We start from the raw sequence: 26081 nt of genomic DNA on the forward strand, positions 1-26081 counted from the left end.
CACTGTACGCCGCAGGGGATCGTGCTGACAATCTCTGTTAGAGACTGTAGGGCTGAGAGAGGCGTACAGAAAATCTGGCACGACCTCCGCGCAACATTAAGTTGACTATTTTTATCGTTAGCACTGCAAATCATAAAGGTCAAAGTTCAAACACGTGTTTTCGTTCCATCGAACCTCAAACCCTCTAGAGATTTGCGAGGTATATTTCAGAGACTGCATAGGTTCCATTTCCGTTATCGTCGGCACGAAAATCACCAATGTCATGAAAAACCAACAGCCGGTCAAAGGCTTTGGTAAATTTCATCACCATCTGTTTCGGTTTCGGATGTTGACTGTCCGCCAGGACGTATTGGCCCATCGGCAGGCGCCCGTGGCCTAGGGATAAAACACCTGTAGTATTCTCGCCCGTTCCTATGCGATAGATTTCAATATAACCATCGGCAAATCCAACGGCCGCCAGCGCATTCAGGGCGGAGAAGGCAACGCTCACGATCTTACCCAGTCCGTAGCTTTTTATCCCTACAGGCTGACTGCGGTGCAATAACAGGTTTTTACCATTGGTGGTATCCAACAGCAGGATTTCATGGTCATGCATTACATCATGGCGCTTAACGTAACCGAGAAAACGCTGGTCAGGGGAGACGAAGTCCGGCTGGAAGCCTTCAGGTGTTACCCAGCGGGGATGGTCTTCCTCTAAAAAAGACCAATGATTCACCCAAGGCACATATAACTCGCCTTGGTTCGTCACCCAGGATGCCCGACCGGGGACAAATTCCCCTGCTATCTGGGCTTCTTCAAAATGTTCCCTCTCCTTCCCCGCGTCCTCACTGCCCATCGGCGGCAAATGATAATACAGCGCGCGAAGACGGTGCGCCGTGCGTTCAACGACCAGTACCACGATATCGCCGTCGGGAGAAACGATGATGTCATCAACAGGATGGTTGGCTGATTGGCGATATAATCGCGTTTTGACACCGTCCGGCGTCTGTGCCCATATTTGGTGACTCTCATCGATCCAAAACATCGGTTGCTGGCCTTCCGCCAAGGCAAACTTTGTCACTAACGTCGGTGGCGTGTCGCCAAACTCCGGAAGCCAACGGCTCAACCCTTCTTCCATCAACAACGGCTCCGCCTCCATCCGATCGGGGAAAAGTTTTATGGCATATTTTTGTTGGCGTGCCCCCTCGTGTGAGACCCCATCGCTGATAATAAATAATCGAAGATCGGGACCTAACCCAAACAGTTTTGGCCCCGGCAACGGCCATGAGAGACCCTCAATCTGCGCCAATTGCCGACACGCCCATGGCGTATGGGTTGCCGTCACACGCTGCACGGTGTTGACCAGGGTTGCCCATAACGCAAGGGGCTGGAAATTCACAATCCACTCTGCCGGCAGGGAGAGATCCATTTCAAACGCGCGGAGCAAAGCGCTGGAAGCGTGCAGGATTTCGGTTCGCCGCGGTGGGTCCAGTCGCAACAGCAGCGCCACCTGACGTAATCGGGTGTGAATTGCGCCCGTTGAAGCTGGCGCGGCGTCCTGCGTTGGGTTTCCCACGCGACAAAGCGATGCAAGGGTGGGAAAAGTGCTTTTGGAAAAGGCCCGCGCGGCGAGTTTTTCGAACCGCGAAGGCGGCCCGCCTAAACCCCAATCGGGGTTGGGGGGATGATTATCCACATTGATAATATCAAAGCTGCCCGTGAACAATTCATAGCGCAGAGTCCAGTATTTTTTGTTTTTTCCCTCCGCCGCATCATCAGTGGACAAGGTATGATAAAGGCCGTTAAACAGCGCGATGGTCAACATCCGCTCGCCAAACTTGAGGAACATTTTATTACCGTAACTGAATGCCCCGTTTACCAGCGGCGGCAAAAGGATGTTTATATACGGTTCCTGAGTTGCCAGGCGGTTGTTGCTGATCTTGGCGCGTAAAAATTCTCCCAGCCGGTGGGCATGCAGAGGCTCCACCGGCGAGGTAAAAACAAAGTCGCCGTTGTCGACCCGGTACGCCAGCCGGAATGCCGCCGCATTCTTCTGTGTAGGATGACGTAACAAGAAAGTGGCAGCGTTTTTTTCCGGCCAAAGCAGATAACGCCATTCGCCTATTTGCACATTGAGGTGGCATTCATCGTGGATCAGGGCATTAAAGCCTGTTGGGCCCTCTTCAGTTACCGTGTAATTGGCCAACACCGCTGCCAGTCCATTACCGTGGCAGGCGTATTGCTTTCCCGCTTTTTCCGGCGCCGCACAGGCGTTAAGCGAAGACCCAATGTACGATCATTATCCCCGGGTTCAATCATGGAAACTGTTTCACCGCGGTGATGTGACTGCTCCTGCCAATCGTCAATATTGTCCGCCGGTATCAAGGTGCCGTTGTCCCGGGAAAAAGCCCATCGCCTGGCGTTTATTTCAAACAGCACCCATTTTTCGTCAGCGAAGTCCAGCACAGACAGTGGGTGCACCACCACCAAGTGAATGGGCGAGCTGCTGGTGAGCAGCCAAAAAAAATGCACATCCATTATACGGGGAAGTTCGGCATTTTTTTCAATCCTGTAATCCGGCTGGCTGTAGGGAGTGAGATTGCATTGAGGACTGCCAATATCCAGGCAGAAATGTTTTTTGTAAATGCCTAGCCGGCTTCGCAAATCCAACTGGGCAAATAACAATTGACCGCCCAAGGTACGTTCTCCGGTTTCAATCGCCACCAGACTGCTGTTGTGTATCTTAAGCACCGGGTAAGTCGTGCCCTGTATGGTGGCCGTCAAGGGAGTATCACCTTGGTGGTTATACGCAATTTGAAAATCAAGGACATCGGCGGCCACCAGATTTGTGACGCCTTCAGCGACGCTGGCGAGATTTCGTTGCCAGGCTACCACCCCGGCCGTTGTTCTGCCGAGAACGGCTAAATACAGCCCTTTAGTGAGCATGCTTATTGATTTCAGCGTGCTGATACCGGGATCGGCGCTTTTCAACAAGCCTAAGCCCATAGCCTCCATAAACTGCTTGGATTGAGCCCGCGTGGCCGCAATACCACCGGCAATTTGTACCGTGGCCGGCACGACATTCCTGAAAACTTCTTGCTCTGAAGCGCTGAACATAGGACCGCTCAGGGTCCGGCCAATGCCTACCCCCGCTTCCCTGAACAGACCTAACCCGGCCTTCATGCCGGTAAAGACCAGGGGCATCCCCACCATGGCGCCATCCACCAGGCATTCCGAAAAGGCGGACCGGTGTTCCCCGGTATGTAGCGCACGGACGCAGCCATAGAATGGAATGATATAACCCGACACCGTGGTCACTACATGTCGTAACGACGACTCTACCGTCTGGTAGCCCGCATCATGAATACTGAGCCGATAGGCCTGAAAATGGGCCTCAGCGTAACGCTCCAGGAAAAGATCTAACGTTTCATTTGACCGCTTTATAACGTCGGTGCCGTTTACCGGCAGCAGTGAAAATTCATGCTGAGGGACTAAGGCGGGGAAAGGCCAATCCGCCATATACGGCATCAGATCGCTGAGATGCTTATCTTCCAGGGGGATCTTACGCAGCAAATAGCCCTGCGAGGTGGTACGCAAGGCAAACAGTTTGCGGTCTTTGTGCTGCTTGGCTTGAAAAAAAAACGTATCCGGCTTGCCGAAATAATGTATCGGCTTATTGGAATAAAACATATCCGGTATGCGCCGATGTTGCATCAACCGGGGGGCGACCCAATCAATCTGGGCCCTTTGCAAAAACCGCACCTCTTCGGATTGAATATTTTCATCCTGCACATCGCTGGGCAAAAATGCCGCCGCCAAGAGCGCCTTGTCCAGTGAGCGGATTTTTTCGGCAAAACGATCCACTTCGTGACGATAAAAACCATCCAGGTCAGGGATAGGCGTGCCTGTCGCTTCGCAATGCTGGCCGGCGGGGGAAACCATCAAGCGCCTGACCTGATCTGCATGCTGTGAAGCGGTCTCCCCGTTCCCCGTGTCATCATCATCTCGCAAGGGGGAGTGCGCGTATGCGCAATGCTGTTTTAACAATTCCTCGGCCGCCACTTTGCGTGAGCGCCATGACGGTTTTTGAAAACCCACCTGATAATAAACAAAACCGTCATAAAGACGCTGCGCAACCTGATGCCGCGTTTCCAGCTCGGTCTTTAACAGATCAAACGCGGGATCCAGCGTGTCTGCCGCCAGAACCTCGTTCAGGCTCAGCTCGGGGCGGGCACGAAGATAATAGAGCAATAATCCCAGATACATCGTCGGCTCCACGCCGGAGGAGAGCACGCCTTGCCTGAACATACTGACCAGGCCGAGACCTAATTCAATGACGGATTGCAGGCTGGCGGATTTTAGATGTTCCGGATCTTCCAGAACCATGGTGCGGGCGCCAAATTGCAATAACGCCCAGGTTAGACTGCCGACCCACAATTTATCCAGGTCAATTATGGCAGGCTGGATTTCCTGCATCCCTTCCTGAACAGTTTGCACGCTATACAGATTTTTTAAATAAAGAGACGGAATTTCCGGTGCTTCAAACGTTTTTTGCCACAGCCATTTGTCCTTTTCATCCAAACTGGAATAGGGCCAGAATTGCACTAATGCGGCAAAGGCTTGCTGAGTAATATGACGGTTACCGTCAAATATCTTAGCTATACGCAATACAATATTGTCTTCGTGGTAGATAAGCTTACACAGCGCCTGGCCGATAAGTCCTGTGTGCTGTAAGGGACTCAGGTTATCCCCCCACCGTTCACCATAAAGTTGACTGCCATAAAGAGCTAAACGGGCAATATCGGGAAATAAATGGGGTTTTAGTTCGATGGCGTTGAATATCTCGATGGCCAGCTGTTGATCCACAACAGTGGCAGGGTCAATTCCCGCCGCCGCATTTTTGTTTAAAAATAGAGCCAAGCGATATTGCCAATCCGTCCTGCTATGGTGCGACGCTGGAGTGGCCTCGCGTTTTGATCTAATTGGTCCACTTATGGGAACGGCTGCCCTATCATCGGGATAGTCAATGACCGGAGAAAAGTAGGAGGTCTTTTCTTGACGAATGGTATTATTTTTTTGGAGGGGGATGGGAAGTAATGAAAAAACGCTATGGGTATCTCTTATTATTGCTCTGTGCTGATGATCGCCAATGTTGGACAAACCAAGCAGGCCATAAATTAATTTTCTGACATTATTGTTAGGGGGTTTAAGGTTGGGTTTATTATTTAAATGATATTTAATGCGTTGGCTTTTTTCTTTGTTATACTCTGCTGCGAGAGTGTAGAGATCATGTCCATTTAATGGCTCCTTATAATGTGGTAATGTATTATGTGTTGATGATGCGTATGTCAGATGGTGATGTAGACTACGAGTATTTTTTCTACTGTGATTAGAAGACCCAGGCTGTATACCGATCGGCTCTACTGAAAAATTCATCGTGGATCCTTCTTGATATTTAAGAATGCTAGAAATGATGGAGATAAAATCATGAATTTATATTAAATATAACCCGAGGGCCACCCGAGTTACAGATACAACTCATCACAAAATTTCAATATAAACTTAACCAAGAAAAATGATAATTAATAAAGTAAACTTTATTTTTTGGTAATATATAAAATAATTTACATCAGAAGAAATATTTTATTAGTATAAAATGATAAGATTGACTATTTTTTAATTAAGCTATTTTTATCATCTTTTCCTTATAGCATTTTACCTGGAGTTGACCTGGACGCTTGCAAGACATTTGGCGTCATCCCAATATTGATACCAGGTCACGACCTGCAGCGCGTCGCTGACGTAAAGCAATCGCTTCATTCACCGACCTCAAACATCCGTTGAATATCTGCGTCAGCATCTTTGAAACTGCCATCCATTGTGATTCTATTTTCATAGCCACCAGGATTTCTGTCCCTTTGCAAAATGGGCACCAATTGAACATAGGGTATACCCGCTTTGGCGATGATGACCGTTTCGCCATCCGCAGCGCCGGATCGTCGCTCTCAAGCAATGTCTCGGCACAAAGCTCGCAGTTTCCGGCCAGTTCGGTGAAATCCGTGGCGGCGCTAAAGGGGATGGAAAGTAACGGATGTGTCTGGGTGAGGGGGTGTAGCCATAGGCAGCCTACAGTGAGCAACAAACTATTCCCACCACCAGAGGTTCCAATCCCAGCACCTGATTTTGCAGGTGCGGCTTAACGATACCGTTATCCATGATGTGCCGCAAGAGGTTTTGCCAAGGGAAACAAGGCGGGATGGCCCTTTCGCCGATGAAAACAGGAATTGGTGATCATGCAATTTACTGTTTATCTGTATAAGCGGGCAAGCCATTACAGGAAAAGTATTGGATGGCCCGAAGTCCGCCAACGATCTCAAAAAGTGTAGGGCTTTAATCTTAGGATGTTTACAGTATGGCCATCGAAAGCAAGTTTGTGCCTGCAATAATCGCCATAGCCAAAAATTCAACTTTATTGCGAGAAATCATTCCCTGCGAAAAGGCGATCTGCGCCTCGTTGATAATTAGAGAACCAACAGACACATTATAAAATAGAGGATAAATTTATCTTATTGCTGGCTTAAGGTAAAACCAGCATGATTTATTTTGCTGAAAGTTAATTTCACCTATGAAAATATTATTTTTACTACAAATTTAATTAGGCCATCATAGCGCTGATGCAGCTGCGAATAGGGCTGAACTTGACGTCTTATCGGCACAGCGTCTGACCTATTAAGCGGAATACTCATTCCGTACTGATTAAATCTTGTTTATAACACTTCTTCAACTAAAATATATCATTTTGACCATACTCTCATCAGTCTAACATCTTGTATCCATTTGATGGCACTATATCCGGATAAATGCGTTAAACTATGCGCTTTATTTTTAAATTTTGATGATAAAAGCCTATGAAGCCGCTGCAGCCAAAATCGCCCACAGTACTTACCTTACAGCGACGCAGGGACGTCATTCGCCAATTTATACAGCGTGATAAAACGCCGGTGATAATCCTAATCTTGGCAGCGCTGGTAGGTATTATTGCCGGCCTGATAGGTGTGGCTTTTGAGAAAGCAGTGGATTGGGTGCAGCAACGGCGTCTATCCGCGTTGGCGCATGTCGCCGATAGCTGGATCCTTGTCTGGCCCCTGTCCTTTATTATCTCCGCCTTGCTGGCGATGCTGGGCTATTATCTTGTTCGGCGTTTTGCGCCGGAAGCCAGCGGTTCGGGCATACCGGAGATCGAAGGCGCGCTGGAGGAACTGCGGCCGGTACGTTGGTGGCGGGTGATCCCGGTAAAATTTATCGGCGGTATGGGGACGCTGGGCGCCGGGATGGTGTTGGGGCGAGAAGGACCCACGGTACAAATGGGGGGGAATGTCGGACGCATGATAGTGGATATCTTTCACCTGCGCGGCGCCGAAGCACGGCATACCCTTCTGGCAACGGGGGCGGCGGCGGGGCTTTCAGCGGCGTTTAATGCCCCGCTGGCGGGTATCCTGTTTATTATTGAAGAAATGCGTCCGCAGTTCCGCTATAACCTGATTTCAATTAAAGCCGTCTTTATTGGCGTCATCATGTCGACTATGGTGTTTCGCTTCTTTAATGGCGAGCATTCAGTAATCGATATTGGCAGATTGGCCTCTGCGCCCATGGATACGCTTTGGTTGTATCTGCTTCAGGGGATGGTATTTGGTCTGGTTGGAATGTCATTCAATATAATGGTGTTTCGCAGCCAGGACCTGTTCGCCCGATTACATGGCGGCAACTTACGCAAATTCCTGCTCATCGGCGGCATTCTGGGGGGAGGATGCGGGCTCCTTCTACTCGTTCAGCAGGCCGCTATCGGCGGTGGTTTTGCGCTGATACCTATCGTCGCGGCAGGAAACTATACCCTGGGTATGTTGGTATTGATTTTTATTGTCCGAATGGTGGCTACCCTACTCTGTTTCGGCTCAGGGGCTCCGGGGGGGATTTTTGCGCCCATGCTGGCCTTGGGAACCGTATTGGGTACCGTATTCGGTATGGCAAGCCTCCATTGGTTCCCCTATTATGGCCTCGAGGTCGGAACCTTTGCCATAGCCGGCATGGGGGCGCTCTTCGCCGCGTCGGTGCGGGCACCCCTTACCGGGATCGTATTGGTGTTGGAAATGACGGATAACTATCAGCTCATTTTGCCGATGATTATTACCTGTTTGGGCGCCACGATAGTTGCACAGCTTTTGGGCGGGAAACCCTTATATTCAGCCCTGCTTGCCCGTACTTTACAACGGCAGGAGGCCTCGATGGCAATGTCGGTTGATAAGGTTGCCGATGATGAAATTACGACCACGCGCGACCTCACAGCGGCCGCTCCCGGCGAAAAGTAAATCCGCCCCTACGGTTGCTGCTTATCATCCGGTGTTTACACCGGCACCGAGAACTGGAAACACGCCCCGCGTTCAGGCTCTTCAATGAGCGTGATATCGCTGCCGTGCAGTTGCAGAATACGGCGGACGATCATAAGGCCGAGCCCGCCGGCCCGGTGTTTATCGGCGCTGAGGATCGACGGACGGACAAACAGATTCTCTTTAAGCTCCGGAGCGATTCCCGGGCCGCTGTCTTTAAGACGCACCATCACCTGCCCTTCGTTTTTCCACAATCTGATCCCGATGGTGCCGCCTTCCGGCGTATGGCGTATGGCATTATCCAGGAGATTGGTCAGCACTCTTTCAATCATCCCCAAATCCGCGTTAACCAGCGGGATGCCGGGCGTGATGTCGGCCTGCAGCTTTTGTCCGCGCGTCTCGGTGGCCAGTTCGAATTTTTGAAAGACGTCCTGCACCAGTTCGCACAGGGAAAACGACTCTTTTTGCGGTTTTACCACGCCATATTCCAGCCGGGCCAGTTCGAACAGCTCCTGGGCCAGCCGTCCGACCTTTTTACTCTGCGTCAGCGCAATGTTCAGATAGCGCTGCCTGTCCTCATCGCTCAGATGGTCCGATTTCACCGACAGCGTTTCCAGATAGCCATGCAGCGACGTCAGCGGCGTGCGCAGGTCATGGGAGATATTCGCGATAAATTCGCGCCGCTGTTGATCCTGCACCATCAGGCTTTGCCATTGCCGGTCAATACGCTTTGCCAGCGCGACAAAAGCCTGCTGTAATTGCGTCACTTCATCGCGCGGAGCACCGGATGGCGCACCGTTTTTCGCCAGCGTTTGAATGGCCGCCATCCCGCCATTGTCCAGCAAGGCTATTTGCGCCGTCAGTTTGCGCACCGGGCGCGTCACCCAGCGGAATGCCAGCGCGCCAGCCAGCAGACCAAATAGCGCCACCAATCCCATGGAGCGCAGCGCCATATAAATCGCCGATTGGTATTGGGCATCGCTGCTCAGCGCGTTATATGCGTCGCCGAGCAGTACGATATACACATAACCTTTGGTCACGCCGTTCACCTGCAACGGCGCGGCGCTAAAGACCTGGCGGTTTTGCGGCTCGCGCGGATTATCGCCATAAACCGGCATCCTCGCGCCGTGCAGCAGGGCGTTAATGGGAGCCAAGTCAATCTTCTGCCGTTGCAGTTTTCCTGCCGGGGCCGCGTTGCCGATGATATTGCCGTCTTTATCCAGCAAATAGACTTCAACGCTCGGGTTGACCGCCATCAGTTGATCAAATAGCCGATGCACCACTTGCGGATTCAACCCCTCCTGGCTGAGCAGCGGATTATAGGCCGCAATCTGCGTGGCCAGATTGGCCGACAGCCGCTGAATAACCGATTGGCCGTACTGATTACTGGAACGCACCTGCATATAACCGGAAAGCGAGCAGCAGGCGATCAGCAACAGCATGAATACCAGTGTCAATCGTTGCGCCAGCGTGAGATTTTTCATGATTTACCCTGCATGCCTTCAGCGAAGGACGCGAATTTATACCCCTTGCCCCACACCGTCAGGATCCGCTCCGGCTCAGCCGGATTAGCTTCTATCTTGATGCGCAGCCGATTGATATGGGTGTTCACCGTATGTTCATACCCTTCGTGCTCATAGCCCCACACCTGATTTAACAGGCTGAGGCGCGAAAACACTTTGCCGGGATTTTTAGCAAAGAAGTACAACAGGTCAAACTCCCGCGGCGTCAGCTCAACGGGCTGCTGATTGAGCAGCACTTCACGGGCAATCGGATCAATCGTCAGACCGGAAAAACTCAAGGTTCCAGCATCCAGTTTCACATTGCGGCTCATGGCTTCCTGGCGGCGGAAAAGCGCCTTGACCCGCGCCACCAGTTCCAGCACCGAGAAAGGTTTCGCCAGATAGTCATCGGCGCCCAGCTCCAGGCCGAGCACCCGGTGCACTTCGCTGGAGCGCGCGCTGATAATAACGATCGGCGTATAGCGCGTCATATTGCGGGCGCGGCGGCAGATCTCCAAACCATCGACGCCTGGCAGCATCAGGTCGAGGATTAATGCGTCCCAGCCGCCTTTTTCCAGCAGCGTTGCGCCCAGATTGCCGTCGCCGGCGTGGGTAATGTCATAACCTTCATCACGCAGATGCAGACTGAGTAAGTCAGCGATATCGCCGTCATCTTCGACGATCAGGATCTTTTTCGTTTTGTCCATGTGTTCATCTTCACGCGTGGCTTCTCCATACCGTCTGAGTCTACACAAGCAACTCATCCGGAGTTATCACATTTTATTTAACTTTGCGTGAGGTCTTGGGGAACAAATCCGCTCAATACTCGCCACATCACCCGGCGGAAGGCAGGAAAAATCATGATGCTGCAGCCCAATTTATCTATGGGTAGTAAACAGGATCCCAAACCGGTGACGGTTCACCCTCGGCGGCTGGCTGGGCGGCGCGCTCCAATGGCATTTCGCCGGCATTCTGCTGGCTATTTCAGGCCTGGTGGTATGGAAGTCGGTGCAATTCCCGCGGTTGAGGGAGTTGCTCGGCGGTTATGACGCCGCGCGCTATGTGCACTTTGTGGCGATGGCTGCTCTGGTGGGATTTGTGGCGCTGCATTTGGTGATGGTGGCGCTGGTGCCGAGAACCCTGATTGCCATGCTGCGTGGCCGCTAAGGAAGATCAGGGCTACAACTGGTTTGGCGGCAGCTGATTACCGCCGACGAATACGCTTTATACACAAGGCGATATGCCGTTTTATCTCAATAAAACCCGGAAAAGGAAATACGATGAAAAAGCTAACCGTAATGATGATGTCGGCCGCGCTGATGATGGGTGCCGCAAGCACCACCTATGCCGCTGATACCATGATGAAAAAAGACAGCATGGGCCACACCGCCAAAGTCTGTATGAAAAAGGACGGCATGGGCAAGGACTGCCTGTCAAAAGATAAAATGTCTCAAGATAAAATGTCTCAAAACGGTATGTCTAAAGATCACATGAAGAAAGATACGATGAAAAAAGACGCAATGGGTCAATAACGTTCACGCTTTTTCTTTTTTTCATGCAAAACACCTCCGGTCATTATCTGTCCAGAGGTGTTTTCAATGAGATACAGCTCAAGTCAGCGCCGCGGATAGATGCTCGACAAATGCCCTGACCTTGGCCGAATGCTTGCGTTCGGGCGGGCTCACAGCATGAATTGGCGATTGGGGCGACTCCCAGTCCGGCATGAGCCGCACGATTTCTCCACAAGTCAGCTCTGCGTCGAACAGCCAGGTGGGCGAAAAGCCAATACCCATCCCTGTGGTCACGGCAAATCGGAGTACCTCGCTGCTGTTGGTCTGGATATGCCCCTCGACATGAATACTCTTGATGGTCCCTTTCGTCTCCAACGCGCCTGCTCCCGCTGTAAATGTCCACAAATCGCTGTTGGACATTCCTGTGTAAACAATGCATTCGTGCGCTTGCAGGTCTTCCGGATTGACCGGAACCCGAACGCCTTTGGGAAGGGTTCGCAGGTAGTCGCGATGCGCAAGCAGCATACGATGGGAGGTGCCGATGCGCCGGGCAATCAGCCCGCTGTCTGGCAAGTCGCCGATCCGAACCGAAACATCAATCCCCTGCTCAACCAAGTCGATAAAACCATCATTCAGCCGCAGATCGATTTTGACATCGGGATGCGCCGCCATGAACGACTTCACCAACGGCATCAGCTTTAAACGGCCAAAACCCACCGAGGCCGCCACCCGAATCCAGCCGCGTAGTTGCCCTTCTCCTTTGATCAGGCCCGCTTCCGCCTCCGCAATTTCGGCGACCAACCTTCGGGCCTGCTCGAAATAGCGCTCGCCCTCTTCGGTGAGGGCAAGGGACCGCGTCGTCCTGACAAGCAGTTTGGCCCCCAATGCCTTCTCCAGGGCGGCCACCTGCTTGCTCACGGCGCTTTGGGTAGCCCGCAATTCGTTCGCCACGGCGGAAAAACTGCCGGATTCGACCACTCTCACAAAAGTGCCCATTGCAGAAAGCTTGTCCACACCCGCTCCATTTATTCCATTTTCTACTAATTGATATGACCAAAACCAGTCTATATCAACCAAAGGGAATCAGTCAAAGTAGAGCCATCCTTCATCCAACCAGGAATACACATGAACCAAACCACAGTCCTTATCACCGGCGCTCTTACCGGAATCGGCCGGGCAACCGCCTTCGCTTTCGCCAGGCTCGGCGCCGATGTGGTCGTCAGCGGACGGCGCGAGGAGGCTGGCGCAGCGCTGGCCATTGAACTTCGCTTGCTTGGCGGCAAGGCTGAATTCGTCAAAGCGGATGTCGCCAACGAGACGGAAGTCAGAGACCTTGTCGAAAAGACGGTCAGCCTGTTCGGCAAGATCGACATTGCCGTCAACAACGCGGGTACCGAAGGCATGCAGGGCCCGATCACCGAACAAAGCGTGGACAATTTCCTCGCCACGTTTTCGACGAACGTGCTGGGCACGCTATTGTCGATTAAGCATGAAATGCGCGCAATGCAGGCCCAAGGACATGGCTCCATCGTCAATCTGTCCTCAATAGCGGGCCAGGTCGGCATGGCCGGCGCCTCCGTCTACGCCGCCAGCAAATTTGCCGTCGAGGGGTTAACCAAGAGCTCGGCGTTGGAAGGCGCAGCCTTCGGCGTGCGCGTCAACGCAGTAGCGCCGGGGCCGGTGGCAACCGACATGCTCGACCGTTTTGTCGGACGCAACGAAACCGCCAAGACCGGATTTCTCGGAAGCATTCCAGCCAAACGCGCGGCGACGGCGGATGAGGTAGCCGAGACGATTGTTTTCATCGCTTCCGCCAAGGCGCCCTACATCACCGGACAATCCATCGCAGTGGATGGCGGCTACACCGCGCAGTAAACACAATCTAACTTTCACACCCGCTTTCAATCATCGACAGGAGAACGCCATGACCACCATCAACGTACCCACCCGCGAAGAAGTCAACGCAACCAACCAGGCTATTTTTGACAATCTCAAAAAAAGCCTTGGCATGGTCCCCAACCTCTTCGCCACGTTTGCCCACTCTAAGACGGCGCTCGCCACCTATCTGGCATTGCAAAACGCGAAGAGCAGCGTCTCCGGCAAGGCTCGCGAGGTCATCAACCTGGTCGTCAGCCAAGTGAACGAATGTGAATATTGCCTGGCCGCCCACACCATGCTAGGAAAAATGAATGGCTTAACCGATGAGCAGATCATCGAAATCCGTCATGGCCACGCCGGTTTCGACCCCAAGCTTGATGCGCTAGCCCGCTTGGCCAAAGGCATCACGCAAAGCCGTGGCCACGTTGATCAAGCTTTGGTTGAAGCATTCTTTGCCGCAGGCTGGACTAAGGAAAACCTGGTGGATGCCATCGTCATTATTGGCGACAAAACCGTGAGCAATTATTTGCACTCGGCCACGAAAATTCCAGTGGATTTCCCTGCTGCCCCTAAGCTGGATTGATTCAACAAAGCAAGGGGAGCGACATGCCATGCACGCTTCCAGTTCATCCCCAGCAAGCGACCACTACCAATGCCAAAGGTCTTGCGCTGGGTATTACTGCAGGGCTGTTTGCTGCCGGCATGGGTGCTCTCTATACCGTCTACCCTCGCTGCAGGAATCGACTCGATAAATATAGGCAAGGCAGCTCGTCGCATAAAGGCTGGGGAATGTAAGAAAGAGAACCCGCGAAGGGATGGAGGAAGTCGCCAGATTTATCGCACAGAATGGCTCTTTCGCCGATGAAATTAAAAATGCTATCAATCTCATGTTCTGGGGTGTTTAAACGCCATTAAATGGTTTTCAGTAAAAGGGCGGTATCTGTACGTTCCACTGTATAACCCCAGAAAAAATGAGAGCGATTAACCACTGACCTCTCGAACGATCAAACACCGGAATCGGTCAGTGTAGCCCTCACGTGAGGAAGGCTCTGCGGATAATTTTGCTGAATAAACTCAATCATTTTTTCCCGCACGTGGCAGCGTAAATCCCAGGCAATGGGGGAATTCTGCGCAGTCATCAATAATCTGACGGTCATGGTTTTGTCATTAGTATCGGTAACCTGGAGCACCTGAGTCTGTTGATCCCAGAGTTTTGTTTCACTGAGTACTTTTTCAAAATGCTTACGGAGAGGATCTAATGGCATGGAATAATCAAGGTAAAGAAAAACAGAGCCTAATATTTGTGCATTATTACGCGTCCAGTTCTGGAAGGCATTTTCTGTAAAGTATGTAATGGGCAGGACCAGTCGGCGCAGGTCCCAGATACGCACAACAACATAAGTCAGGTTTATCTCCTCAATCCAGCCCCATTCATTTTCAACGACTACCGCATCATCAATTTTTATAGGTTGCGTGAAGGCTATCTGAATGCCGGCAAACAGGTTGACAAGCGACTTCTGAAGGGCAAACCCAATTATTATTCCGGCAACCCCAGCACCGGCCAGGATGGTAGTGCCGAATTTTCGGACTCCAGGGAAACTGAGTAGAATCAGAGAAAGACAGAATGACACCAGTAGTACGATAGCGACCTTTTTTACATATATTATCTGAGTGCGAATTTTACGGGCACGAAGATTATTTGAAAGATTAATGTCATAGCGTATAAAAAGCATATCCTGCGCAACATTAGTCAATCTAATCAAAACGGAGCAAAATGACAATATAATGAATATATTAACGGTTGTTGTAATAAAAACAAGGGAGTCCGGCTGAATGCTAATATAATTAACCCCTACATTTATTAACAGTAAGGGAATGAAAAAAAACATTGAACCACGAAGATGCTTTTCAAGTGATTTAAATAGCTTTCTGTCACGGCTCTGCCAGTAGCGGATGAACTTGAGAAGTATAAATCGGGCCAGGAAACCCAGTGCGAATGAGAGAGTGACGAGCAATAGAGCAGGCACCCATGATGGAGCACCAGATAACTCACCGAATATCATTGGCATTTTTTTCCCTTATAATCAACCAACAACCTTTAGTTGTCAGATCAGTAATAAAAACTCATTAACCTTGGTCTTTTCGATTATCTGCAGACTAAGTGGTTAACGTACATGAGTTTTTGCAAAAGTTAGTTACCTGACTTTCTTAACACAAAATAACCTCGAAAAGAAACCGATATTTTATGGGCAGCATAAACGCAACCCACTAAAATTTATTATAACGTTTAATTTACTCAGCCTGCCGGCAGGCTGTCCGCGCTAAAACCGCACGGGTATCATTTGCCCATACCGGGCGTTGTTCCTGGGGAAAACGTCGGACACTGCCTTGCGCGGCCGGCCAAAAATGTCAGAAGCCGGTGGCCGCAATTGTGCGCAATACTGGCTCTAGAGACGCTTTGCGCTAGTGCCTTCATGACAGGAATGCACAGCTTTTATTATGAACTCTATCTGCGTGGTAAACCGAAAATTGTTGCGCCAGGCGCTGTGGCGAATCGACCGTTAAACTGGGGATAAAAAAGTGTCAACAATGGACTGAAAACATTGATGTCTTCAAACTTCTACGCATATCCGACGTTATGGTTTCAATGCCCAGCGTTCCCATTTTTTTTCAATTTGTGATAATTTGTCCAGTGCATTTTCGTACGTTTCTAACGTACAGCCGCCATTCAATGAAGCAACAGCAATAGGGCCGCGAAGCATCGCAATGTCTGCCATAGCTAATATCGCATCATCTTCGTTAGCCACATCACTTTTTGCAGCGTCAAAAAGGCCTGTGGCACGCCGGTTAAACTCGCTTTCCGCCGCTTTTAAAACAAAGGACCTTTGTTGCACGGGTATTGCATCCACGGCTTGCTGCTTCGTTGATCGTAGAGGTAATCTCTGTGAAGGTTGGGGAGAGGTGGTTTTTTCCTCAAACCCAGGCCCCGGTTGATTAAGCGATTGGATTAAACCGGCGGCAATTTTATCGGCAAATGCTTTTTTGGCCATCAGCCCGAATAAATCATTGGAATAAAGAGCATCTGGATGAAAACTTACGGCTATTGAGCCTTTCGGTTGGATTAAAATCACCGACAAAAATTCGTCTTTACCTGGAATCTTGACGTAGCCAATATAAAGTTTCGGCGAGGAGTGGTAATCGAACTTTTTCTGTGTACTACCGTATTTATGAAAATATAACTCAATAATTTCTGGTACTGAGTACGCCGTACCTTTTCCATTATCGAATGCTTCCTGTGAGGACGCGGCTTGTGCGATTCTGTCTGCTGAGGCTAACGCAACCGTTTTTTTAATAAAAGAAAAAACCATAATCACCTGCATATTCACTGATATAAAGATATCTTTATTATGGCATACTTGAGAAGCTGCCAATGTTTACACATCAGGTTTGGACATCTTTAGATGGATGCCACTTCCGTTGGATGATACAGTACAACACGCTTATTTATCATTGATTTTAAGCAAACTATCAAGAAGGGCTTTATGCCGCCTGGCCCCATCCCCAGGAGGTCGCTGCAGTGATTAAAATGTCATCCGTCATGAAGGACTGCCGCCGGTGAAATGCTTCCTTTGTGAGATCTTCAATCATTTGAAATACCGCCCTTCGATTGAATTAGGGGAACAACCTCGTCGGCGTCATCCTTGCTTGACGCATAGTTTACGATAACGGTAGCGCCCGCATTGCCTAAGGCTCTGGCGATACCCGCGCCGATACCTTTGGACGCCCCGTGACAACAGCAATTTAGCCTGATAATTTCATTGGATGACCTTTTCTGAGATGAACACCCTTTAGCCGGATGGCATCCGTTCAGGATGTGGGGCGCGCAGCGCTGACTACACAACCTGGTGCAAAGGGTCCGAGTGATGGTGGAAAATCCGCCATTGGTCTTGCTCCCGGCGATACAGAACCGTGACGCGCCGGCATCTTACCGTCGAATCTATCATGTTGGTTACGCATTCCCGCAAAATGACGTATCCGAGCATCCCGTCGTTGATGGCTGCGATGGGCTCCTCCTGATAGTCAGGCTGCCATCCCCGGTAGTTGGCGGCTGCGCGGATTATCGCCGCGCAGACCGCTTCGTAGCCCGTGTAGAGGCCGCCGTAGGCGCCCATCATGGTGACGTCTGGCGCACGGGACCACAGTTGCTGGTAGGGAATGTGCTCGCCGACGAGAAGACATCCGACGGCGGCATGCAACTCCCCTAGGGCGTCCTGCCATGATTGTGACTTCATGGCCGTTGTCCGATGGTCTTGCGGACGAACGGCTCGACTGCGGCGCGCCAAGCCTGGGGGTTGTCGAAGTGCAGCACATGTCCTGCGTCCGGCACCAATACGAATTCACCTGCCGGAAGCACATCTGCCATGCGGCGTGAAGCCTCGGCGGGGAAATAACTGTGCTCCCCGGCGACCACAAGCGCCGGGCAGTGAACCTGGCTCAGTTCAGGGGTATGATCGCGGTTGTTCCAGTGTTCGCGGCAGGCAAGTACATTGCGCGTACCCGCAAGAGGCCAATAACCATCCCGCCGCTCAGCGAACACCTCGACAAAATAGTCTCCTTCAGCCGGGTGTACTCGTTCGGAATGCGCGCCAATCATGTATTTACCAAAATAGTCCCCGCCGAAATAGTCGCGGATAGCCGCAATACTGTCGAATGGGACCGGCCACTCGTCCAGCCATGTCTGCCAGCGTACCTGAACGTCGGGCACCACGGCGGCCATGTCGCCGATAACCACGGAACGGACCAGTTCAGGATGCTTGCCGGCGAGCTGCCACGCGGTGAGCGCGCCCATCGAATGACCGATGACCACGGCGGGAGCGAGGCCATACGCATTAATCACTGCGGCGGCGTCCTCGACATGGGCGTTGCGGTCGTAGGGCCCTTCGGGCGCGTCGCTTAAGCCGTGGCCGCGGGCATCGTATCCGATCACTTTTCCATGTTCGGTCAGCCACCCTGCCGTTGTTGACCAGGTCGTTGCCCTGCCCATCATTCCGTGGATAAGGAGAATCCCTCCTCCCTGACCGCCGAAGTCGATGGTGGCCAGGTTGGCGCCGGCAAATCCGGCGACGTTGCTGCGCTTCCAGTTCATAGGCTTATCCTCTTTTTCCTGTGTTGATCATCAGCGAAGTGGGGCCATGGAATCCCAGATTCGTATTCCAGACGGGTTCGGTTTGCCGGCTCACGTCGAAGGAAGGGTAGCGCGTGAGCAGGAGGGAAAGCGCAATTTGAGTCTGTTGGCGCACCAGCGTCGCGCCGATACAGGCATGCGGACCGATGCCAAAGGAAAGATGCCGGTTGGGTGTGCGGCGTAAATCAAGGGTTTCGGGATGATCAAAAACCATCGGATCCCGGTTCGCGGAACCGACATAGGGCAGCACCAGTTGCCCCTCCTCGATTCGGTAATCCCTGTAGGTGAATGTCGTGGCCGCCCTGCGACCAATGTACTGCACGGGCGTACCGTATCGGAGGAACTCCTCTATCGCCAGCGGCAACTGCTCCAGATCCGCCGCCAGCGCGTGCCGTTGGGCCGGATGCTGATGCAGCGCCCAGACGGCATTGCCGATCAGATACCTCGTGGGCTCCAGCCCCGCGAACATCAGCAGCATACACTGCGCGGTGGCTGATTCCATATCGAACTGGAATCCCTTGCCGTTATCGCTCATTAAACGGTTAAGTATCAAATCGTCACGGCGGGACTTTATCGCGTCGCCGGCAAGCCCGCGCAAATATCGCCCAAATGCGTGGACGCTTTTCTGGCCGCGTTGTACATCATCTACAGTCAGATCGCTTGCGCCAAACAGGTACGCTATATCATCGGACCAACTCGCCAGTTGCTCATGATCTCCGTCAGCCCCGCCAAGCAGCCGCGTGATCACCATTGCGGGTAACGGACGGGCAAAATCGGCTATCAGATCAACGCAGTCTTTCTCCTGCCAGGCGTCCATGAGATCCTCGGCAACAGTGTGGATGAGGCCGGACAAGGAACTTTTGCTGAGCAGCGTTGGACACGACCAGTCCAATCGTTGCCGGCGCTCTACATGGTCATGTCCATCAAAGAATGCCAACCACTTGCTGAGAACCGGAATCATGTCGGCAAACTGTGACCGTTCTTCTTCGGGCAAAGCCAATAGCGGCAATGCGGACCGATCGTTGGTCAGTCTGGGATCCGTTAACAGAGCCTTGACGTCAGCGTAGCTGAATAGCAGCCAGGATCCGCCATACATCGTCGAGTAGTGTATGGGTTCTTCCCGACGAATCTTGTCGTAGTACGGGTATGGATCCTCAATCAGCTGTGGGTTGCTTAATGAGAAGTCTTTTATTTTGAATTGGTCGGTAAAACCTGAGCGATTTAATTCCATTATTAGCACCTCGTAAACATTGCATCGACCCCTGCGTCCGTAAAACGTCTATCCGGCGAGAAAACGTAAAAAAATAGCGCCGCGAAGATTATTAGGTTCGCTACAGATTACGGTTTCTAATTAAATTGGCTATTATGCTAATAAAGCGAGAAAACTCATGGGCCGAAATCGCCCTTATAAACATATTTCAAATGACAATACCCATCGATTCAGTCTACTGAATGGCAACTGTTATTTACCTAACTTAATTCCATTAGATTTTATTTAGTATATATGAATTTATTTATTAATTTTTATTATGTCTATTTATAATCAAGCAAAAGCTTCCCAGCCGCTAATATCAAGGCTAAAAGTACAAATAATTAATTTACCTTCAAACAATAATTATACCTCAAGACAATTACCAATGAATAAATGGTGTAATGTGATCCCCTTCAAATTCTATAAAACAACCCTTTTCTTAACAAAGCGTTAACCAAGCCCCTGTTGCAGCATCAATAATCGGTCAGCAAAGGTGGTAGCGCCTGGCCGTACGCTTGTTTGGTTAATCCACTGCCCCCGGCTTTTTTATCGTCTTCCCATCGCCCATTAAAGATGGAAAAGACGCAGGCTCCGGCCTGGGTCGATTCCATCATTTATGTTGAAGTATTGGACAATCGCACCCGGCAGCGATCCTTTTGCAGCCTTACCCTGATATCCGGGCTTCCCCTGGTCACACTTTGATATATCGGCCAGGAAAGGAGCCGGTTAGGCCGTCTTCCTGGCTGTAAACCGTTTCGCCCCGTAAAATGGTCCGGACAATCCGGGCGCCGATTTTCCGGCCGACATAAGCGCTGATTTTATTTTTGTATTCCAAATCCTCAGCTCTAAGGGTATAGGGCGAGTTCGGCTTGATAAAGGTAAAGTCGGCATCTTTGCCAATCGCAATTCTGCCTTTTGTATGCAAAGCAAAGCGGTCGGCAGGATTTGATGCGATGAGTCTTGCAAACTGTTTCAAAGGCATACCCCGTTTCTGTACGCTTTCATCAAAAAAAATATCAACGTCATTTTGTACTCCGGCAATGCCGCCCCAGGCGTCAAACGCATTCTTTTTGTTTTTCAGTTTTGCCGGACAAGGTGAATGATCAGACGTAATAAAGTTTATATTGCCGGCCAGCACATGCCGCCATAAGCCATCCTGCGCTATTTTATCGCGAATGGGCGGTGAGCATTTTGCCAACGGGCCGATCTCATCCAACTCATCCGTGACAAAATACAAATACTGATTACAGGTTTCACAGGTAATGTTAACCCCTTCCCCGCGCGCTTTTATCACCTCTTCCACGGCTTCGGGACTCGATACATGGCAAAAATTTATTGGGCAGCCGGTTATCTTCGCAAATAAAACCGCGCGTCGGATGGCTTCAACTTCAGCAAAAACCGGACGAGTGGCTACATAGGATTTTAACGATACGTGACCTTTTTTATAGGCTATTTGCTCTAAACGGTCTGTTATAGCGGCGTTCTCAGCATGAATCATCAAAACCTTGCCTGTTTTGGCTATTTGTCGCATGCCTTCATAAAGGGAATAATCATCAACGTTAAGAAAATCACCTTTAATGGAAGGATCGCCGCACGTTGCCATAAAGCATTTGTATCCAACAACCCCACCGTCGCTCTGCTCTTTGATTCCATTGTTTTCTACATTATAAGGAACCAAGCCACCATGGGACGCTACATCAATGACTAATTTTCCTTCACCCGCGGCATATTTGATTTCCAGCGTTTTTTTATCTACTGTGGCGGGCAATTGATTCAACGGCATCTCTATGATGGTGGTGACGCCGCCTTTGGCGCATGCCCTGGTTCCGGTGACATACCCTTCCCAGTCGTTGCGGATGCCGCCCCCCGGTTCATTGATATGGACGTGCGCATCCACCATTCCCGGGCTTACCACCAGACCCGTTGCATCAATCACCTGTTGAGCTCCTCTTAATGACGAGCCGATTGCGGCTATTTTGCCGTTTTTTATAGCGACATCAGTAAGCGTTTCACCCTGTTCTAAAATAACCAAGCCATTAGCAATGATCACATCGTAATCATGAACTCCCGGCTGAGGGGCAGGCAAGGGGGCGCGGCTATTCGCCTCACTGGCCGATACGGGAATGGGTGCCGATGCCAACACCCCTATTGCCGCTATACCGGTTATTTCTTTTAGAAGGTTCCTTCTGTTTTCGGAAAATAAAGCGTCTTTTTCTTGATTTCCCGCTTTCACCTCAGAGGTCTTTCCAAACTTCGATGTCATCATTTATATCCTTATATTGAATTAACATAAAAAAGTATTGTTGATACTTAATATTGACTTATTTGGTTTTTTGGGAAATATAAGCAGCCATTATCTTTTTTGATTTCTTATAGCCGTCATCTGCTTATTTGAAATTTAAAAATCTTTTAAGACATGAAAATAATAACCAAATTTGCTATTTTATTGGTTCAAATCTCATTAACCATTTCCACTTAGCTTTCGGCACGTAAAATTTACGATACCTGTTGCGACAATCTTCTTCATCGGCCAGCCTACCCGGTGGATTCGACTAATGAACGTCAGAAGTCAGGATTTACGCCGAAGCCTTCATCCGCGTTCAGCCGATTATAGGCCTTGGCAATACAGGAACCCGGCGTGAATACCACCTCTTCGTGCTGTTTGATATCGGCAAGTACGCCTAGTTCAGGAGTGGTGTTCCATTACATTTTACTTTAACGTTAAGGTGAGCGGCGGCAAGCCTAATGGCGGGAAGAATGGCTGGATGAGCTAGGCATCGGCACGGTAATCTCCGATAAGAGCTAAACGAAGTACATCCGACATGATAATATCCTGTGCTGGTAAAATTTATCTGAAGCTCCAGTGCACGCTCACGACAAAAACTGAAGGAAGTATTATCCCGCTTTCAATCGCGAAAAAATCTGTAAAGTTGTATTGAATTGCATGATAAATATAGGGTGACCATCCTATTCCGGTCGCTTTCCTGAAATCATTATACGAACCGTGATCACCACAGTGACTGAACGCGTCAAAAAAGAATTCACCCGTGTAACCATATATCCCTTTAAAAGACCAGCCTGAGTCGCCTGTTATCCAGTCCCTTCTCACGCCTATTGCGATACAGCGGTCGCCGAAACTATTGTTTAACGTCCCAAGTAGCACACTGTATTTTGAATCTTCAGAGAATTTACGTTCAACAGAAATGAATTTATTGTCAAAAAACTCATTATATTGACCATAGTTACCCGTCAGATGATAAACAAACGAACCGGTGTTGGCGGAATATAAGTTTATTTCACTCTCATGAGTCTCGGCGGAGGCTATCAGCATCAATAAACATAAAACCTTGCTTAAGTATTTAGACATTTTAATAATCTCATTGATTATAAAAAATTATGGTTTTTATCTATTAGCTGCGAGAACATTACCCAGGGGGCAGAAATAATCCTATAATAATTATCTTAAGATAAATTTAAATTTTGTAAAGAATAAAGGCTTTATTCCATTAATTAGTTTTTGCCTCTATGATCCGATACACACTTGCTGTCAGTCGGATAAGGCGCGGGGAGGCTCTCGTGTCTGTCACGTTAAATTCTATTGATTGTTCGAATAAACTTGAACTAATATTAACCTTTTAAGAAAAGTTGAGTACTCATGGTTCGCTCATACATTCACCCTGAACCAAAAGATGTAAGTCTGCCCCGCGTGCTATTTGCTTTGAGCGATCCTGTCAGGCTTGCCATGGTCCACATCTTGGCGATCCGGGGTACGGTTAATAGTTTAGAACTTGGTCCGGGTATGCCAAAATCGACGATTACGCACCACACCCGTATCCTACGTGAGGCAGGTGTCACCACGACACGCCCGGAGGGGCGCAACTGCTGGATAAGCCTTCGCCGCGATCTGCTGGATTTGAAGTTTCCCGGGCTGCTTGATGCCGTGCTTGCATCTGAGCTTGAGCGTTAATTATTTCTTTCGGTAAAACCCTTGGCGTCCTTTTCGAGTTTCAGTGTCTTACCTATATGGACGGTTATCGCTATGACTATCGCCAATAACGCGCCAATAGGCAGCCAATGCGCGGGTAGATGCGCCATTAATGCAACCGATCCTGCCGCGGCACCGATGGCTCCGCCCAGATAGTTAGCCGATGAATTCCAGGCGATTAGCGCAACGGCATGTTTGGGGGAATGCGTTACCAGGGTATGCTGTTGAGGAGCAATGCTGGCCCAGCCGGCCAATCCCCACAAGAAAGCGCCCAACATGACCATTGGCAAAGGCATAAACCCGAATAGATAAAATCCAATGCCCAGCGCGACTAATAAAATCAGCGTCGCTTTTATGGGTGGCAAGCAAATATCAAGAAGCCGTCCAATAAGGAGGGCGCCGGTCATTCCTCCCAGTCCCCACATCCAAATGAGGGTATTTAGGGACAAGCTTAATCCATTGGCCATAGTGACTTCGGCCATATAGGTATAAAGACCCAGGGAAGCGATGCCTGTCCATAGTGTAACGGCCAGCGTGGAAAGGGTGAAAGGTGTCCGGAAGGCCATAACGCGTTCATGCCAGGCAATTGAGCGGGGCGTCGGGAATCTGGCGCAATGGATTGATACGCCAATGGCGGAGATAAGCCCCAACACCACGATAAATCCAATGGTCCAACGCCAACCGAACCGGTCTGCAATCAATAAGCCAAGAGGGACGCCCAAGGCGGTACCCATGCTCAATCCAGCCAGCACCATAGATAAAGCCCGGCCGCGCCGGCTGGCATCAACGAGATTAGCGGCGCTGGATGATGCCAGGGGTGAAAACACGCCGGCGCCAACACCGGCAATCAGCCGTGCCGTCAATAACACCCATAGTGAAGGCGCTATCGTGGTCGCTATGTTGCCAACGCTGAAAAGTCCAAGCCCGCAAAGTAGCGCAGTGCGTACAGAATAGCGCGAAGCTATTGATGATAAAGCCGGGGCAGAAATGGCATAAGCGGCAGTAAACAAAGCGATGCTCAATCCCACCATTGCCTGGCTGGTATGTAAGTCCGCCGCCATGCGGGGTAGCAGCCCAGCCAATATGTAGGCATCCAGGCCAAGCGCAAAGGCACCGAGAGATAAAGGCCATAAGCGGCGGATCATTCGCCTCTCCCGACGGCCAATTTGAACTTATAAGGCCGCAAGGCCGTTGAAAGTAGATGTAAAAACACCATAAACATTCCCTTAATGGCATAAATGTACGAAAATTACCGAACAATAATAGTTCGACTATTACCGTACAGTCAATTCTTTGATCACCCTCCCCGCTCTGAAGCAATGCTTAGGCTAAAAGTCCGCAGTATCCGGCCAGTTCGGTGAAATTCGTGGGTCTTGTGTACACGCCGGGTCTGTAAAAGCGCTTACCTGTATCGAGCAACGGTTTTTCCGCCTGTAATTAAGTGCAATAAGCCCAACTGTTATGTGTCTGATAATGACTTATCCCCATCAAAGGTCGCTTTTTCTGCTATGACTAACAGAGAATAATCTGGAACCGTTGGCAAAACGGCTTCACCTGCAAATCAAAAATCAAGGAGCATAGAGTGGTTGATGCGAACAAGAAAGTCGCGGTTGTGACCGGGGCCGGTCAGGGTATTGGCAGGGCCATTGCGCTGCGCTTGGCTAAGGATGGCTTTGCTATCGGCAGCCTGGACTTTAACACCGTTACAGCGAAGGAGACGGTGGCGTTGATTGAGGCGGCCGGCGGCAAAGCCTTGGCCGTGTCGGTGGATGTGTCAAAGCGAGAAGAGGTCATATCCGCCGTCGACCAGGTGGTGGCAAAGTTCGGCCGACTTGATGTCATGATCAACAATGCCGGTTTAGGCCCGACCACTCCCCTTGAAGATATTACGCCGGAAATCTACCATAAGGTTTTTGACGTTAATGTGGGCGGCGTGTACTGGGGTATCCAGGCCGCGCTTAAACACTTCAAAGCCAGAAAACCCGCCAAAACCGGCGACATCGTCGGCAAGATAATCAACGCCTCATCCCAGGCCGGACAGGTGGGCAACCCTGACCTGGCGGTCTATGGCGCCACCAAGTTCGCCGTCCGGGGCATTACCCAAACGGCCGCCCGCGACCTGGCTAAACTCGGCGTGACCGTCAATGCCTATTGTCCGGGTATTGTGCGTACTCCGATGATGGAAAATATTGCCAAAAAAGTCGCTGATGAAAACAAGCAGTCGCTGGAATGGGGTCTGCAGCAGTGGGCAAAAACGGTCACGCTGGGCAGGATATCCGAGCCGGAAGACGTGGCGGCCTGCGTATCCTATCTGGCGGGACCCGACTCAGACTATATGACCGGACAAGCGCTGATCATTGATGGCGGCATGGTATTTAATTAATCGGCTTACAATCAATAAAAGC

The 26081-nt window shown here is 50.5% G+C and carries 19 protein-coding genes and 2 pseudogenes; 7 read left to right on the forward strand and 14 right to left on the reverse strand.

Translation table 11 applies throughout. The features are described 5' to 3' along the window. Positions 1–184 precede the first annotated feature (184 nt). From ACL2XO_RS23950 to ACL2XO_RS23960, 3 genes are all read right to left on the reverse strand, one after another. Positions 185–2185, reverse strand: a complete 2001-nt coding sequence (locus tag ACL2XO_RS23950; protein WP_413741683.1) for a hypothetical protein — start codon at positions 2183–2185, stop codon at positions 185–187. After that, positions 2167–5415 (reverse strand): hypothetical protein, encoded by a 3249-nt coding sequence (locus tag ACL2XO_RS23955; RefSeq protein ID WP_413741684.1) that lies wholly within the window; start codon positions 5413–5415, stop codon positions 2167–2169. The genes ACL2XO_RS23950 and ACL2XO_RS23955 overlap by 19 nt, the downstream gene beginning before the upstream one ends. Positions 5416–6384: 969 nt before the next feature. Beyond that, entirely contained in the window at positions 6385–6519 is a 135-nt protein-coding gene (locus ACL2XO_RS23960) for a hypothetical protein (RefSeq protein WP_413741685.1), read from the reverse strand. A gap of 368 nt (positions 6520–6887) precedes the next feature. Here ACL2XO_RS23960 and clcA point away from each other — a divergent pair, with 368 nt between their 5' ends. Beyond that, positions 6888–8345: a H(+)/Cl(-) exchange transporter ClcA gene (gene clcA / locus ACL2XO_RS23965; RefSeq protein WP_413741686.1), complete on the forward strand. Its 1458-nt coding sequence runs from the start codon at positions 6888–6890 to the stop codon at positions 8343–8345. A 35-nt stretch (positions 8346–8380) separates the two neighbouring features. Here the strand turns inward: clcA and ACL2XO_RS23970 are convergent, their stop codons facing one another. Beyond that, positions 8381–9847: a sensor histidine kinase gene (locus ACL2XO_RS23970; RefSeq protein ID WP_413741687.1), complete on the reverse strand. Its 1467-nt coding sequence runs from the start codon at positions 9845–9847 to the stop codon at positions 8381–8383. Beyond that, positions 9844–10572 carry a response regulator transcription factor gene (locus tag ACL2XO_RS23975; RefSeq protein WP_413741688.1) on the reverse strand — a complete coding sequence of 243 codons (729 nt, stop codon included), beginning with the start codon at positions 10570–10572 and terminating at the stop codon, positions 9844–9846. The genes ACL2XO_RS23970 and ACL2XO_RS23975 overlap by 4 nt, the downstream gene beginning before the upstream one ends. Positions 10573–10786: 214 nt before the next feature. On the opposite strand from ACL2XO_RS23975, the pseudogene ACL2XO_RS23980 reads away from it, so the two are divergent. Further along, positions 10787–11032 (forward strand): annotated as a pseudogene (locus tag ACL2XO_RS23980) (cytochrome b/b6 domain-containing protein); the annotation flags it as partial. 113 nt (positions 11033–11145) lie between these two features. Beyond that, positions 11146–11397, forward strand: a complete 252-nt coding sequence (locus ACL2XO_RS23985) for a pentapeptide MXKDX repeat protein (protein WP_413741689.1) — start codon at positions 11146–11148, stop codon at positions 11395–11397. Between the two features lie 78 nt (positions 11398–11475). Here the strand turns inward: ACL2XO_RS23985 and ACL2XO_RS23990 are convergent, their stop codons facing one another. After that, complete coding sequence (locus ACL2XO_RS23990) at positions 11476–12390, reverse strand: LysR substrate-binding domain-containing protein (protein ID WP_413741690.1); 915 nt, start codon at positions 12388–12390, stop codon at positions 11476–11478. 111 nt (positions 12391–12501) lie between these two features. Here ACL2XO_RS23990 and ACL2XO_RS23995 point away from each other — a divergent pair, with 111 nt between their 5' ends. The 3 genes and pseudogenes from ACL2XO_RS23995 to ACL2XO_RS24005 form a co-directional block, all read left to right on the forward strand. Next, entirely contained in the window at positions 12502–13251 is a 750-nt protein-coding gene (locus ACL2XO_RS23995) for an SDR family NAD(P)-dependent oxidoreductase (RefSeq protein WP_413741691.1), read from the forward strand. 49 nt (positions 13252–13300) lie between these two features. Next, positions 13301–13837: a carboxymuconolactone decarboxylase family protein gene (locus ACL2XO_RS24000; protein WP_413741692.1), complete on the forward strand. Its 537-nt coding sequence runs from the start codon at positions 13301–13303 to the stop codon at positions 13835–13837. Between the two features lie 168 nt (positions 13838–14005). After that, positions 14006–14159 (forward strand): annotated as a pseudogene (locus ACL2XO_RS24005) (type II toxin-antitoxin system CcdA family antitoxin); the annotation flags it as partial. Positions 14160–14258: 99 nt separating this feature from the next. Here ACL2XO_RS24005 and ACL2XO_RS24010 read toward each other — a convergent pair. From ACL2XO_RS24010 to ACL2XO_RS24045, 8 genes are all read right to left on the reverse strand, one after another. Next, positions 14259–15323, reverse strand: coding sequence for a mechanosensitive ion channel family protein (locus ACL2XO_RS24010; protein WP_413741693.1), 1065 nt, complete (start codon positions 15321–15323; stop codon positions 14259–14261). Between the two features lie 567 nt (positions 15324–15890). Further along, on the reverse strand, positions 15891–16685 hold the full coding sequence (locus tag ACL2XO_RS24015) for a hypothetical protein (protein WP_413741694.1): 795 nt from the start codon (positions 16683–16685) through the stop codon (positions 15891–15893). Positions 16686–17147: 462 nt separating this feature from the next. Beyond that, positions 17148–17546 carry a YybH family protein gene (locus ACL2XO_RS24020; protein WP_413741695.1) on the reverse strand — a complete coding sequence of 133 codons (399 nt, stop codon included), beginning with the start codon at positions 17544–17546 and terminating at the stop codon, positions 17148–17150. Next, positions 17543–18400, reverse strand: coding sequence for an alpha/beta fold hydrolase (locus tag ACL2XO_RS24025; RefSeq protein WP_413741696.1), 858 nt, complete (start codon positions 18398–18400; stop codon positions 17543–17545). Before ACL2XO_RS24025 ends, ACL2XO_RS24020 begins: the two co-directional genes overlap by 4 nt. A gap of 4 nt (positions 18401–18404) precedes the next feature. Beyond that, positions 18405–19670 carry a cytochrome P450 gene (locus tag ACL2XO_RS24030; protein ID WP_413725645.1) on the reverse strand — a complete coding sequence of 422 codons (1266 nt, stop codon included), beginning with the start codon at positions 19668–19670 and terminating at the stop codon, positions 18405–18407. Between the two features lie 712 nt (positions 19671–20382). Next, entirely contained in the window at positions 20383–21957 is a 1575-nt protein-coding gene (gene allB / locus ACL2XO_RS24035) for an allantoinase AllB (protein WP_413741697.1), read from the reverse strand. Positions 21958–22539: 582 nt separating this feature from the next. After that, the gene (locus ACL2XO_RS24040; RefSeq protein WP_413726844.1) at positions 22540–23022 is read right to left on the reverse strand and encodes a hypothetical protein; all 483 of its coding nucleotides are present in this window, start codon (positions 23020–23022) and stop codon (positions 22540–22542) included. A 632-nt stretch (positions 23023–23654) separates the two neighbouring features. Continuing rightward, positions 23655–24821 (reverse strand): MFS transporter, encoded by a 1167-nt coding sequence (locus ACL2XO_RS24045; protein WP_413741698.1) that lies wholly within the window; start codon positions 24819–24821, stop codon positions 23655–23657. A gap of 437 nt (positions 24822–25258) precedes the next feature. Here ACL2XO_RS24045 and ACL2XO_RS24050 point away from each other — a divergent pair, with 437 nt between their 5' ends. Then, positions 25259–26059 carry a (S)-acetoin forming diacetyl reductase gene (locus ACL2XO_RS24050; protein WP_132925524.1) on the forward strand — a complete coding sequence of 267 codons (801 nt, stop codon included), beginning with the start codon at positions 25259–25261 and terminating at the stop codon, positions 26057–26059. The last annotated feature ends 22 nt before the right edge of the window (positions 26060–26081 follow it).

The organism is Sodalis sp. RH15, assembly GCF_047324255.1.
GTDB lineage: Bacteria > Pseudomonadota > Gammaproteobacteria > Enterobacterales > Enterobacteriaceae > Acerihabitans > Acerihabitans ligni.